A 12,941-nucleotide genomic window follows, 5' to 3' on the forward strand; every position below is an offset into this window, starting at 1 on the left:
ACCAAATACCCAAAACGGTGATATACGCTCCTTTCCGGTACACATGAAGCAGGCTTAGGTCAGCGCTACCGGGACAGCGGTTGTGTTTTTCACCTCATCCATCACAAAAAAACTGCTGATGTGCTGCACCCCGGCAATGACCGAAAACTCTTCCTGATAAAACCGGTTGTAATGGTCCATATCGCGCACAATCACCTTCACCAGGTAATCAAACGAACCTGATACCAGATTACACTCCAGCACTTCGGGGAGGGTCCGCACGATCTCGTTGAAATGGGCGAAAGTGTCACGGTTTTGCTTGTCGAGCGATACCTGACAGTACACCGTGAGCAGATTGCCGAGTTTGCGTCGGCTCACAAGGGCCACGTACCGGTCGATGTAGCCTTCGCGTTCGAGCCGCTTGATGCGCTCGTGTACGGGCGTCTTGGAGAGGTTGATCTGCTGCCCAATTTCGGCATTGGTCAGGTGGGCATTTTGCTGAAGCAGGGCGATAATCTGCCGGTCTATTTTGTCGAGCATACAGGATAGGCTTACAGACGTTGATCTCCCAACCGAACGACGTTCTGGTAAGTGAAACCAAATAAAGCCAGTTTCAGGAAATATTCCTACCAAAACGCAACCAATAAGACCTTAATCCCATTTTTTCTGACTTATTCAGAAATAAAGTAGGCGATTGTACTTTTGTTCTTTATAGACTTCATTGCAAAAACAGACGATCATGATTATTGGTGTTCCCAAGGAGATCAAAAATAATGAGAACCGTGTGGCGCTGACGCCCGCTGGCGTTTCGGAACTACGGAAGCATGGGCATACGGTGTATGTACAGGCTACTGCCGGCGAAGGCAGCGGTTTCCCCGACGAAGAGTACGTTGCGGCTGGTGCCACAATGCTTCCGACTATTGAGGAGGTGTACGGAATTGCCGAAATGATCATGAAAGTGAAGGAGCCGATTGCGGTTGAGTACGACCTGATCCGCGAGAATCAGCTTCTGTTTACCTACTTCCACTTCGCATCGTCGGAGGAACTGACCCGCGCCATGATTGCCAAAGGAGCGGTATGTCTGGCCTACGAAACGGTTGAGAAAAGCGACCGGAGCCTGCCCCTGCTCGTGCCGATGTCGGAAGTAGCCGGTCGGATGGCCGTGCAGGAAGGTGCCAAATATCTGGAGAAGCCCCTGAAAGGCCGGGGTATTCTGCTCGGCGGGGTGCCGGGCGTGAAGCCGGCGCGTGTGCTTATTCTGGGTGGCGGTATTGTGGGCACGCAGGCCGCTAAAATGGCCGCCGGTCTGGGTGCTCACGTGACCCTGATGGACATCAGCCTGGCCCGGTTGCGGTACCTGTCGGATATTATGCCCGAAAACGTCGACACCATCATGTCGAACGAGTACAACATCCGGGAAGAAATCAAACAGGCCGACCTCATTATCGGGGCTGTGCTGATTCCGGGTGCCAAAGCGCCCCACCTCATCACGCGCGACATGCTCAAGCTGATGCGCCCCGGTACGGTGCTCGTCGACGTAGCGGTAGACCAGGGCGGTTGTATCGAAACGTGCTCGCCCACCACGCACGAGAACCCCACCTTTATTATCGACGGGGTGGTTCATTACTGCGTGGCCAACATGCCGGGTGCCGTACCCTACACGTCGACACTGGCCCTGACCAACGCAACCCTGCCCTACGCCATGCAACTGGCCAACAAGGGCTGGCAGCAAGCCTGCCGCGACAATGCCGAGCTGAAAGCCGGCCTGAACGTGGTAGAAGGCAAAGTGGTGTACAAAGGCGTAGCCGATGCGTTCGGTTTACCGCTGGTTCCCGTAGCCGAGCTGCTCCAACAAGAAGAAACCGTGTAATTCATCAATAGACGGGGTGTCGGGGTAACTACCGTATTGGCCAACAGGCCTGTACAGTAGTTACCCCGCTCCTTTTTGGGGAATTGAGGGGTTCAGGGAGAGAGGTTTTCTGAAAACTTACCTCCGAATACCCAAATGGATTGGATTACTGAATCCAACCAGCAACTTCCACTGCCAGGGTCTGCGACCACTCCACTACTAATAATTTCCACTGCCAGGGTCTGCGACCACTGGCAGGGAAAATACAGGCACAACGTTTAACGCTTAGTTCCCCGCCAGCGTAGCCTTGACCAATTCTTCCCATTCGGCATCGAGCGAACCTCTGAACACCTCCGATTTGGCCCGGCGGTACCAGTAACCCGCGTTCCACTCGTCGCCTTCTTTGCGGTGCAGGTATGCGTGTAAACGGTCATACTCGCGGGTACCCTCGCGGCTCTGCGCAATGTTGTGCGCCTGCTCCCAATCGCCGTTGGCATCGTACCAAAGCGCCGTCAGCACAGGCGGCCAACCCGAAGCCGGGGCCGACTGGGCCAGTGAATGCATAAATTCAGTGTGTGTCATGTTGGTATAACGAGTCTGTTTCTGGAACATACAGTGTGGCCGGAACCGGGCCGTAAACCGAACCAAACGCTTCGCCAGCCCCTACCCGGCGGGCCAATTCGCGCGGGCCAGCATCCCCTACCCGTGCCAGCCAGCGCGACACCTCGACCGCCCCCGTGTAGTAGGCCAGCATAACGTGGTGATAGTCGCCCCCGAAAAAATCGCGCATCGATTCAAGGTCGGTGAGCGACAAAGCCATTTGCCGACCATAGGCCCGGTATTCCCACTCAGCCCGGAAATCGCGGGCCCGTTGCTGCCGGTCGGTGTGTGGATCGGTAAATCGGTAATCGACCATCAGCGCCAGTCCCTCATTGAACCACTGCGGAATCTGCTGCCGGGTGCGCCACCAGCCCACGCGGACCAGCAGTTCGTCGTGGCATCGCTCGTGCGCGATCACGTCCGCGCTGTTGCCTTCGGGGCCAAGCACAATGTACGAGCTACCCCAAGGCGTACCCAGGCTACAGCCCGCCGACGATTCGGCCGAACCGTTGCCGCAATACAGGGCGTATTGTTCCACGGAATGGCAGTAAATAAGGGTGGCCCGCCCGGTTTTGTCGCCCCAGAACTGCCGAATCCGATCGGTGGCCTGCCGGTCGTTCTGCAACAGCCGCTGCCGTTGGCGGGCGGGCGTTTGCCGGCTGATATACACCTGATTACCAGCCGACTGAACCGCTACGAAATCGTCATCGTATCCGACCGTGAGGCAACGCAACACTGCCGGAAATAGCCAAAGCACGGCCAAAGGCAGCACAATCAGAAACGATACGAAGAGCGAAAAAGGCGTAATTCGGCGCATTATGGGTATAACAAAGCGGCCCTACACGTGGTTATTTCCGATGATTACCCCCGTCTTATGCCTTCAATTTTATCGATTGGCGCGGGCATAGCTGGCCTGGCCGCTGCCCGCAAACTTATGCAAAAAGGCCATACCGTCACGGTTCTCGACAAAGGTCGGGGCGTAGGCGGCCGAATGGCTACCCGCCGTATGGAACAGAGCCGGGCCGACCACGGTGCTCAGTACTTCACGGCCCACAGCCCCAAATTTTCGGTCTTCGTCGAAGAACTCCTGCTGAACAGTGTAGCGGGCATTTGGCCCGTAGCGGGTCCGGACAACGACCGGCTGCCGTACATCGGCCGCGACGGAATGAGTGCCATCCCGAAGTATCTGGCTCAGAAACTTAACGTGGTAACGGGTGAGCGGGTTGTTCGGCTCGAAAAAATAGACCGTGCGGGTGCACCCGGCTGGCGCGCCACTGCCGAAACCGGCCATACCTTTGAAGCCGATCAGGTACTGCTCTCCATGCCCGCTCCGCAGGTACTTACCCTGCTTCAGGACAGCGGTCTCGACTCCACCGACATCGACCTGAACGCCCTGCAAGCCATCACCTACACGCCCTGCATTGCGGTAATAGCCGTACTCTCAGCACCAACCGCCATTCCGAAACCGGGGGCATTCCGACCCGAACAAGGCCCGGTAGCGTGGGTAGCCGACAATTATCAGAAAGGTATCTCGCCCAATCAGCCGTCAGTCACGATTCAGGCCGGGAGTGCGTTTAGCCTCGCCCATTTCGACGACGACCTGACCACGGTGGGCCAAACCCTGCTGCAATCAGTAGTTTCGGTGGTTTCTCCCGATCAGGTGGTCAGTTTTCAGGTACATCGGTGGCGGTATAGCCTCACCGAAACCCGGCACCCCGAACCGTTCCTACGGGCTCATACCGACGCCCCGCTATTGGTGGGGGGCGACGGCTTCGGGCCGGGAAACGTTGAAGGGGCCTATCTCTCAGGCTTGGCGATGGCCGAGGCCCTGGGCTGAGCCTCGGCCAACCCGTTTACCCGGCTATAATCCGTTCGGCTACTTCACGCCCGGTTTGCATGGCCGCGTTTAGCGATGGATAAGCCGTTTGGTCGCCACACTGGAACAGGCCATCGGCCAATTGCAATGGCTGATGGGCCTTATCAGGACCGTAAGCGGGCAGCGCTTGTGGAAGATGATAGGTACGCAGATGGCGCCACCGGCTCACCGATTCACCAAACCACTCGGTTAGCTCCTGCCGGATCCGCCCGGTCAGGGTCTGCTCATCAACCTGGTCCAGTCCCTGCGTACTCACCGACACCAGCGCCTGCCCAGCCGGCGCATACTCGGCCGACACATCGGTCATGACGGCCAGGTTGTGCACCGCCCCCGACCGCTTGGTGTTCAGCATCAGGAGTTTCTCGCCCTGCTTAACGGCTGGCTTGTCGGCCTCAGGCATGGCAAAATACGTACAGGTAGTATGCGTAAAAGCGGTTAAAGGCAATTCGGGCCGCCCCAGCAGCCGGGCCGCCGGAGCCGCATCAACGGCCAGGACCACGGCAGGGGCCGTCAGCACCTCACCCGATACCAGTTGCACCTCGCCCGCACTTACGCGCACCACCGGGCTGTTGAGCCGGATGCTGCCGGGCCGCAACCGGGCCGCAACCTGCGCCGGAATTTCGCCCATGCCGAGCGCGGGCACGGCCGCATCGCCAGTGTAGAACATGCGGAAGCAGAAATCGAAGAAATTACTCGATGTGCGGAGGTCATCTTCCAGAAATACCCCCCCGAAGAACGGCCGGAAAAACCGCTCGATCATCTGGTCCGAAAATCCCTCTTCGCGCAGATGGTCGAGGGTTGTGGTAGCTTGCTGCCGAAACAGCTCGTCCAGGGGCAAGGCCTGTGTATGCCGAAGCAGTGGCAGAATATTGGCTTTGTCGGTGAGCGTACCCACGGCCGACCCGAGCGTTTGAAACACGGTAGCCGGTTCGCGGAGCGGGTTGAGGAGTTTCATCCAGCCGTTGGGTCCGTCGTGAATCAACGCCCCCGACCGGAACGCCCGCAGTTGCAGGGCCGAATAGTTCAGCAACCGCTCCGCTTCGGGATACGCCGTCAGGAGAATCTGAAAGCCCCGGTCGAGCCGAAATCCATCGACAACGTCGGTACGAACGCGCCCGCCTACCCCGTCGGAGGCTTCGAGAACGAGGGTATCGTAACCAGCCTGCTGAAGGTAAACGGCACAGCTAAGACCGGCCATTCCGGCCCCGACAATAAGGATGGGTTGCTTGGACATAGATCGTCAGATTTGGTCGCCAAAATTAGTGTGTGCACGCCAATATGAGCGAGGAAACGGGCAGGTTTAGTAATTTTTCAAGAAGAATAGAATTTTTCAGGGCCAACAAAAACAAAAGCTACTGATAATCAGCAATCAAAAAAAAGTATTTCATTCTTATTCTTAGACTGCTTTATTTTGTCCTTAGGTTTACGACACAGAAGGCCTACACCGGGAGCCATTTGAGTAAATTGCCTTAGCCGCCGTGTGCGTTTTTGGTCTCTCTTCACCGGTTTATAGTGTAGGCACATGATTAACTTTCTGTAGACAATTTGCTTTTGGGTCAGTTACCAATCCAGACACCGTACAGAATCAGCATTACTTATGAGTTCATCAGCAACCTACGTGGTTCGGGAAGAAGAAGGGTTCCGTTATATCGACGAGGGGCAGGGCGATGTCCTGTTGTTATTACATGGTCTCTTTGGGGCCCTCAGCAACTGGGATGGTGTTATCCGGACGTTTTCGACGCAGTACCGGGTGGTGATTCCGGTTATGCCTATTTATGATATGCCCATGCGCGAGGCCAGCCTGGAGGGCCTGGTTGCCTTTATCGAAAAGTTTGTGGCGTATCGGAATCTCACTGACCTCACGCTGCTCGGCAACTCGCTCGGCGGTCATGTGGGCCTGCTGTACACGTTCAAACACCCCGATATGGTAAAGCGCCTGTTGCTGACAGGTAGCTCGGGTCTGTTCGAAAACTCGATGGGCGGCTCGTTTCCCAAGCGCGGTAGCTACGACTACATTGCCGAGCGCGTGGCCTACACATTCTACGACCCCAAGGTGGCTACCAAAGAGCTGATCGACGAGGTGTTTGAGATTACGAGCAGTATTCCCAAGTGCATGAACATTGTGCAGATTGCCAAGTCGGCCCAACGCAACAACGTGGCTAAGGACCTGCACAAAATCGACGTACCGACGTTGCTCATCTGGGGCCTCAATGATACCATTACGCCCCCCGAAGTAGCGCACGAGTTCAACCGACTGATCAAAAACTCGGAACTGCATTTTATCGACAAGTGCTGCCACGCACCCATGATGGAGAACCCCGAGCGGTTCAACGAGCTTCTGCTCGATTGGCTCGCCCGGCATCCGATTCAGACCGAAGAAAACGCACTGGCGTAGCGTTGATTCGGCCTATTGGGTATAAGTGAATGAACAATGTAAAATGCATAATGAACAATTGTATTCCCTGCTGATAATCAGCCATCTCATTGTACATTTTACATTTAATTCTGTCTGACTACTTAGTTAAACGAAAGCTTGCCGTGAGGTTTCAATCTGAAGCCACGCGGCAAGCTTTTGTTGTAATGTGTAATGTAATAATCAATTTATTGATAAACAGCCGATAACACCACCATTCATCATACATTATTCATTGTCCATCGTCCATTATTCATTCTCCATTCTCCATTAAAAACTCTGCCTTACACAAACCGGTACAGATATGGGGCCTTGTGGGGGGTACCGGCCCGACGCTCCGACAGCCGTTCGAGCATACCCGACGCCATCATCTTCTTGTAAAAATTACGGGCATCGAGCGAGTGGCCCAGAATCGTTTCGTGCAGCCGTTGCAGCTCAGGAATAGTGAATGATTCGGGCAGAAGGTGGCTAATCGGCTGATCGTTGAGCTGACGGCGCAGCGCCCGAGTGGCCACCTCGATAATGTGGTTGTGGTCGAAAAGTAGGCCGGGCACTTCGTCGAGCGGCCACCAACGGCATTCTTCAGTCAGAAAATCAGGCGTAGGCACCACTTTAGAGTGCTCCACCAACGCATAGTAGCCAATCGAAATGGTGCGCTCCGACCAGCTATCCGCATCGACGTTCAGGTTGATTTTACGCCAAACCGCGTCCTGATCGTACCGAACCACTGCACCAAATACGTAAAATTGTTGCAGAAATAGCTCATTTAGGCCCGTCCGTTCCTGCATCACACGCTCGGCCGCTTCGTCAACCGACTCCGTTTTTTTGATGAATCCACCGGGCAAACACCACTCATTTGTTCCTTTCCAGCGCAGAAGCAGCACGTTGAGCTGATTCTGGTGAAAACCAAAAATAACCCCGTCGATAGACAGGTAGCGGATACACTGCTCAGCAACTTCTTTCTGGAAATTTTTAGTCGGTTGATTATAATCCATCATAAAATTTTACAATCAAGGAAGGATAAGATAGGAGAAATAACACCTTTACGTACTTTTGACGTAAAGATAAACCATTGGCCTGCTTACCCGTAAGCAACAGGTCCCGGACAGTTTATCGGCCCAATCCAATGCCTTTTCGATGAAACGTCGACAATTTCTAAAAAAAACCTCAACGGCGGGCCTTGTCGCGCTCATTACCCCGCGCGGTCTGGTACAATTTGGGCAGCAGGCGGCCGAGGGCGGCACGCTCGTTGAGCGGTTTCAGACCCCTCCGCACACAGCTCGGCCACAAACCTGGTGGCATTGGATGAACGGCAACGTGACCCGCGAAGGCATCACGCTCGACCTGGAAGCCATGCAGCAAATCGGGCTGGGCGGGTTTCAGAATTTCGACGCGGGCACGGGTATTCCCAAAGGGCCTGTTCAGTACCTGAGCCCGGAGTGGTTGGCTCTCAAAGAGCACACCATTCGCGAGGCCGAACGGCTGGGGCTTGAGTTCACCATGCACAACTGCCCCGGCTGGTCGTCGAGCGGTGGGCCGTGGATTACGCCCGAACTGGCCATGCAACAGCTCACCTGGAGCGAAACCGGCCTTACCGGGGGCGGGCCTGTGCAGGTGGTCCTGCCAAACCCGGCGGCCAAACTGGGTTTCTATCAGGATGTAGCGGTGGTAGCGTTTCCGGCCCTGCCTGGCGAAGGCGCTCTGGACAAACTGGCCCAATCGCTGATACTTGGTAACCAGCCCATTACACCCACCCAACTAACCACCGGCGTCGCCCTCGACACGCCTACCACCTACCTGCAAATAGCCCTCGAATTGGCGATCACCATCAGCTCGGTAAGTTTTGCTGGCACCCGGATCGGTACAGGGGGCGGGGGTTTCGGCGGAGGGCCGGCCGTAACCGTCGAAGCCTCGGACGACGGCACGCAGTTTCGCAAGCTGGTAACCGGAAGCCTGACCGATGGGGTTACAGTGCTGGAATTTGGGGCCACCGCTGTCCGGTACATCCGGCTGTCGGCGGCCGCACCCGTCCGACTGGCACAACTGAGCTTTTCGGGCGCTACCCGCCTGACCGACTGGCGCAAAAAAGCCAATTACACCTTTGCCGGGGTAGCCGGGATGCAACCTCAAACGGCACCCGTGCTGGCCGAGTCGACCATTGCGCCTGACTCGATTATCGACTTAACGAGCCGGGTCGACAAGAACGGCCTGCTCACGTGGGACGCCCCCGCCGGACGCTGGACAGTCCTCCGCATAGGCTACACCCCTACCGGAAGCCTCAACCGGTCGGCACCGGACACGGGCGTGGGCCTCGAATGCGACAAATTCAGCGCCACGGCCATTACGTTCCATTTCAACAAGATGATGGAACAACTCTTGCCTACCCTCAAACCGCTGGCTAAGGCCGGCAAGGTGGGTTTGCTGATCGACAGCTACGAGGTGGGTATGCAAAACTGGACACCCCGATTCGAGCTGACCTTTGGACAACGCAACGGCTACCCGCTATTCCGCTATTTTCCGGCGCTGACAGGCCGCATTGTTGGCTCTGTCGACGATACCGAGCGGTTTTTGTGGGATTTTCGCCGGACACAGGCCGACCTCATTGCCGACAATTATTACGGTCAATTCACCGCGCTCTGCCACCAGCACGGCCTTATTTCGTACACCGAGCCCTACGACCGGGGACCCATGGAAGAGATGCAGATTGGAGCGCGGGTGGATGTGAACATGGGTGAGTTCTGGAACGGGCTGTCGAGCATTTTCCAGAACAACTGGACCATGCGCCGAACCACCAAACTGGCCGCGTCGATTGCCCACATCAACGGGCAGCGCATCGGCGATTTTCAGGTGGTCGGTGCCGAAGCCTTCACGGCCGAGCCGGAGTCGGCCCGGTGGCAGGAGTACCCGTTTGCGATGAAAGCGCTGGGCGACAAGCTGTTTACCGAAGGGCTCAACCGGGTCATTTTTCACCGGTACGCGCATCAGCCCCACCCCACCGCCGAACCCGGCATGACCATGGGGCCCTGGGGCATTCACTTCGACCGGACGAACACCTGGTGGAAACCAGCCAAAGCCTGGATCAGCTACCTGTCGCGGTGCCAAAGTTTGCTTCAGCAAGGCCTTTTTGTAGCCGACATCGCGTATTTCACGGGTGAAGACGGCAATGGATACGCCCTCGTCAACCCCGAAAACCTGGTGCCGCCCCCGCCCGTCGGCTACGATTATGACCTGATCAACGGCGAGACTCTACTGACTCGGGCGAGTGTTCGGAACAACCGCCTGACCCTGCCCGACGGACTAAGTTACGGGGTGCTGGTATTGCAGGATACGAAGGCAATGAGTCTGGCACTTCTCCGCAAGCTGCGCGAGCTGGTGCGGCAGGGGTTGACCGTGGTCGGTAACCGCCCCGAACGGTGGCTGGGCCTGCGCGGGGGGGCCAATGCCGCTACTGAATTTGGGCAACTGGTAGGCGAAATCTGGGGGACAGCCTCGGCCACTATGCCGAACCGGCCCGGCCGAGGGCAGGTATTTGGCACACAGCCCCTCGCCCCACTACTGCCAAAACTGGGTATCACGCCCGACGTCGTTGTGTGGTCTTCATCGGGCGATGCCCCGGTAACTTCTATTCACCGCCGAATCGGCAACGCGGAGGTTTATTTTCTGGCCAATCAGCGCCGAACCACCGAAAACCTGCTGGTCAGCTTCCGGGTGACCAACCAACAGCCCGAACTGTGGGACCCCGACACGGGCACCATCGCCCCCGTGGGCGTGTACGACCTTGCCGACGGCCGGGTACAGGTGCCACTCACGCTGGGGCCATCGGGCTCAATCTTTGTGGTATTTCGGTCGGTGGCCCCGGCCCGACGCATTCAGTCGGTGCTGGCGGGCAAAACGCCCATTCTGAGTACACAGCCGCCCCGTACCCAACCAACTCAGCGGTACGATTCGGTGACCAATACATTTACCCTTAGTTTTTGGGCCAAGCCTGAGCTGAATATCATGCTCACGACCCGAAACTTTATGGAGGGCATTGCCGACCCCTGGACCGACAATTACGCCATCTACCCGGCGTCGGGGCAGGCCCTGTACGGTGTGGGTCATGCTACCTGCGGCCTCACGGTCGGGCGCAACGGGGTGGCCGTTTGGGAACGGGGCGCGGGTAAACCTGTGCTCGTGCTGGCAGCCCCCACCGCTATTTCGGGCTGGAGTCACGTGGCCGTCGTGTATCAGGACGGTGCCCCCGCGGTGTACGTAAACGGCAAGCTGATCGAACAGGGGAAGAAAGGAACGGCTATTGTGCACCCGGCCCTCGGCCAGGCCCGGCTGAGCGACGGGGCTTCGTTTTACAACGGCGACATGACCGAGCCCCAACTCAACCCCGAAGCCCTCACGCCCGAACGCATCGCACAGGCTGCGGCTGGCACCCCGCCCCTCCCGCCCGAAAAGCGACTCATCGATATGGCCGCAACTGAAAAGGCCGGCTTACTGATCTGGCAGAATGGTCGGTACACTCTCCTCGATAGTACCGGTCGTGATTCAGTACAAAACGTGTCGGGGCTACCCAAACCAATTGAGCTGACGGCCCCGTGGACGGTGGCTTTTCAGGCCAACCGGGGCGCGCCGGCTCAGGTTACCCTACCCAAACTGATGTCGTTGCATCGGCATTCGGAGCCGGGAGTCCGATACTTTTCGGGGACGGCCACCTACACCCAAACGTTCAACATGCCGGGGGCAAGCCTGACCGCTAACCGCCGGGTGATACTCGATCTGGGCCGGGTAGAGGTGATTGCCGAAGTGCGCGTCAACGGAAAAGACCTGGGCACACTCTGGAAGCGTCCGTACCAACTCGACATGACCGACGCCCTGAAAGCCGGGGCCAATACACTCGAAGTCCGTGTGACCAACGGCTGGCCCAACCGGCTCATTGGCGACGCCCAACTGCCCGATGCCGACTCGTTTACGGCCGGAGCCGGGGCGGGCGGGTTCGCCAGCCTGTCGAACGGGGCCATTCAGACCCTGCCCGACTGGTACAAACAAGGCAAGCCCAAACCCGCCGACGGCCGCGTGACCTTTACAACCTGGAAACATTACGATAAAAATGCCCCCCTACTCGAAGCGGGCCTGATTGGGCCGGTGCGGCTACACGTAGGCGCGTGGGTAGCCCTGTAAGCAGAAACCATGAAAAAGTCCCTTACCTTACTCGCGCTGCTTTGCCTGCCTCTGCTGGGCTGGTGCGCGCAGGCCGACACCCTCGACATTCCGAGTGCGGCCATGAAACGGCCCATGCGGGCGGCTGTGGTGTTGCCCGAATCGTACAAATCGGCGGCCAAAAACAAAACCGCGTTCCCGGTGCTGTACCTGTTGCACGGGGGCGGAGGCCAATTCAGCGACTGGCTCAAGCAAACACCCGACAAAATGGCCGTGCACCGGCTGGCCGATCAGTACAACCTCATTATTGTGATGCCCGAGGGCGACCGGCTGGGTGGTTACCTCGACAGTCAGGTGCAGAAAGACAACCTTTTTGAAACCTACGTCTCGAAAGAAGTGGTCGAGAAAATTGACAACACCTACCGCACCATCCGCGACCGCAAAGGCCGGGTCATTACGGGTCTGAGCATGGGCGGGCATGGCGCGTTGTACCTCGCTACCCGGCACCCGGAGCTGTACTGCGCGGCCGGTAGCATGAGCGGTGCCCTCGACCTGAACTACAAAAACTGGCGCATCAACCCTGAGTTTGAAAAAGCCGTGGAAAGCGGCTTCAGCCGGATTCTGGGGTCGCTGGGAGCTACTCCTGACCTGTACGCAGCCAACTCAGTGGTGAATATGGTAGACCGGATGAAGGCAAACGGCCAGAAACTGATTATCGACTGTGGTGTCGACGATTTTCTAATTGAGCCCAACCGCGAGCTACACCGGCGGCTGGTGTACGCCAAAGTAGAGCACGACTACACCGAGCGGCCCGGCGGCCACACCTGGGATTACTGGCAAAACTCGTTACCCTACCACGTCTTGTTTTTCAGCAACATCCTCCGCACCAACGGTACGCTGGTTCCCTGAGCTCGTTTATCGTTTTTTGTTTTGGGTCTCCGTACTGGACATTAAATGTTGGACATTAGACGTTAGACCTCCCTACAGAATGGTAGTAAGTCTAACGTCCAGCGTCTAAAGTCCGAAGGTCCAGTACTGAAGTTTTGGGGGTATGGGAGTCGGCGCTCCGATGGAAG

General features: G+C 57.2%; 10 protein-coding genes. 5 read left to right on the forward strand and 5 right to left on the reverse strand.

The features are described from left to right. Positions 1 to 54: 54 nt before the first annotated feature. Entirely contained in the window at positions 55 to 519 is a 465-nt protein-coding gene (locus tag RUDLU_RS0109385; RefSeq protein ID WP_019988121.1) for an Lrp/AsnC family transcriptional regulator, read from the reverse strand. 199 nt (positions 520 to 718) lie between these two features. Here RUDLU_RS0109385 and ald point away from each other — a divergent pair, with 199 nt between their 5' ends. Continuing rightward, positions 719 to 1,849, forward strand: a complete 1,131-nt coding sequence (ald, locus tag RUDLU_RS0109390) for an alanine dehydrogenase (RefSeq protein WP_019988122.1) — start codon at positions 719 to 721, stop codon at positions 1,847 to 1,849. Between the two features lie 264 nt (positions 1,850 to 2,113). Here the strand turns inward: ald and RUDLU_RS0109395 are convergent, their stop codons facing one another. Further along, positions 2,114 to 2,410: a hypothetical protein gene (locus RUDLU_RS0109395; protein WP_044129392.1), complete on the reverse strand. Its 297-nt coding sequence runs from the start codon at positions 2,408 to 2,410 to the stop codon at positions 2,114 to 2,116. Continuing rightward, complete coding sequence (locus tag RUDLU_RS0109400; protein WP_019988124.1) at positions 2,397 to 3,245, reverse strand: hypothetical protein; 849 nt, start codon at positions 3,243 to 3,245, stop codon at positions 2,397 to 2,399. Before RUDLU_RS0109400 ends, RUDLU_RS0109395 begins: the two co-directional genes overlap by 14 nt. Before the next feature lie 57 nt (positions 3,246 to 3,302). On the opposite strand from RUDLU_RS0109400, the gene RUDLU_RS0109405 reads away from it, so the two are divergent. Next, positions 3,303 to 4,265 (forward strand): NAD(P)/FAD-dependent oxidoreductase, encoded by a 963-nt coding sequence (locus tag RUDLU_RS0109405; protein WP_019988125.1) that lies wholly within the window; start codon positions 3,303 to 3,305, stop codon positions 4,263 to 4,265. Between the two features lie 16 nt (positions 4,266 to 4,281). On the opposite strand, the gene RUDLU_RS0109410 is transcribed toward RUDLU_RS0109405, so the two are convergent. Then, complete coding sequence (locus RUDLU_RS0109410; protein WP_027302906.1) at positions 4,282 to 5,538, reverse strand: NAD(P)/FAD-dependent oxidoreductase; 1,257 nt, start codon at positions 5,536 to 5,538, stop codon at positions 4,282 to 4,284. A 363-nt stretch (positions 5,539 to 5,901) separates the two neighbouring features. On the opposite strand from RUDLU_RS0109410, the gene RUDLU_RS0109415 reads away from it, so the two are divergent. Next, complete coding sequence (locus RUDLU_RS0109415) at positions 5,902 to 6,699, forward strand: alpha/beta fold hydrolase (RefSeq protein WP_019988127.1); 798 nt, start codon at positions 5,902 to 5,904, stop codon at positions 6,697 to 6,699. A gap of 302 nt (positions 6,700 to 7,001) precedes the next feature. On the opposite strand, the gene RUDLU_RS0109420 is transcribed toward RUDLU_RS0109415, so the two are convergent. Further along, positions 7,002 to 7,715 (reverse strand): NUDIX hydrolase, encoded by a 714-nt coding sequence (locus RUDLU_RS0109420; RefSeq protein ID WP_027302907.1) that lies wholly within the window; start codon positions 7,713 to 7,715, stop codon positions 7,002 to 7,004. Positions 7,716 to 7,854: 139 nt separating this feature from the next. Between RUDLU_RS0109420 and RUDLU_RS0109425 the strand changes: the two genes are divergently transcribed. Together RUDLU_RS0109425 and RUDLU_RS0109430 are read left to right on the forward strand one after the other, a co-directional pair. After that, positions 7,855 to 11,886 (forward strand): glycosyl hydrolase, encoded by a 4,032-nt coding sequence (locus tag RUDLU_RS0109425; RefSeq protein ID WP_019988129.1) that lies wholly within the window; start codon positions 7,855 to 7,857, stop codon positions 11,884 to 11,886. Positions 11,887 to 11,895: 9 nt separating this feature from the next. Then, positions 11,896 to 12,774, forward strand: a complete 879-nt coding sequence (locus RUDLU_RS0109430) for an alpha/beta hydrolase (RefSeq protein WP_019988130.1) — start codon at positions 11,896 to 11,898, stop codon at positions 12,772 to 12,774. Positions 12,775 to 12,941 lie beyond the last annotated feature (167 nt).

It is taken from the genome of Rudanella lutea DSM 19387, assembly GCF_000383955.1.
In the GTDB taxonomy this organism is placed as follows: domain Bacteria; phylum Bacteroidota; class Bacteroidia; order Cytophagales; family Spirosomataceae; genus Rudanella; species Rudanella lutea.

Excerpts from the sequence above, each read along its gene's own strand:
- RUDLU_RS0109385 (WP_019988121.1), bottom strand. The coding sequence starts at position 519 with ATGCTCGACAAAATAGACCGGCAGATTATCGCCCTGCTTCAGCAAAAT.
- ald (WP_019988122.1), top strand. The coding sequence starts at position 719 with ATGATTATTGGTGTTCCCAAGGAGATCAAAAATAATGAGAACCGTGTG.
- RUDLU_RS0109395 (WP_044129392.1), bottom strand. The coding sequence starts at position 2,410 with ATGACACACACTGAATTTATGCATTCACTGGCCCAGTCGGCCCCGGCT.
- RUDLU_RS0109400 (WP_019988124.1), bottom strand. The coding sequence starts at position 3,245 with ATGCGCCGAATTACGCCTTTTTCGCTCTTCGTATCGTTTCTGATTGTG.
- RUDLU_RS0109405 (WP_019988125.1), top strand. The coding sequence starts at position 3,303 with ATGCCTTCAATTTTATCGATTGGCGCGGGCATAGCTGGCCTGGCCGCT.
- RUDLU_RS0109410 (WP_027302906.1), bottom strand. The coding sequence starts at position 5,538 with ATGTCCAAGCAACCCATCCTTATTGTCGGGGCCGGAATGGCCGGTCTT.
- RUDLU_RS0109415 (WP_019988127.1), top strand. The coding sequence starts at position 5,902 with ATGAGTTCATCAGCAACCTACGTGGTTCGGGAAGAAGAAGGGTTCCGT.
- RUDLU_RS0109420 (WP_027302907.1), bottom strand. The coding sequence starts at position 7,715 with ATGATGGATTATAATCAACCGACTAAAAATTTCCAGAAAGAAGTTGCT.
- RUDLU_RS0109425 (WP_019988129.1), top strand. The coding sequence starts at position 7,855 with ATGAAACGTCGACAATTTCTAAAAAAAACCTCAACGGCGGGCCTTGTC.
- RUDLU_RS0109430 (WP_019988130.1), top strand. The coding sequence starts at position 11,896 with ATGAAAAAGTCCCTTACCTTACTCGCGCTGCTTTGCCTGCCTCTGCTG.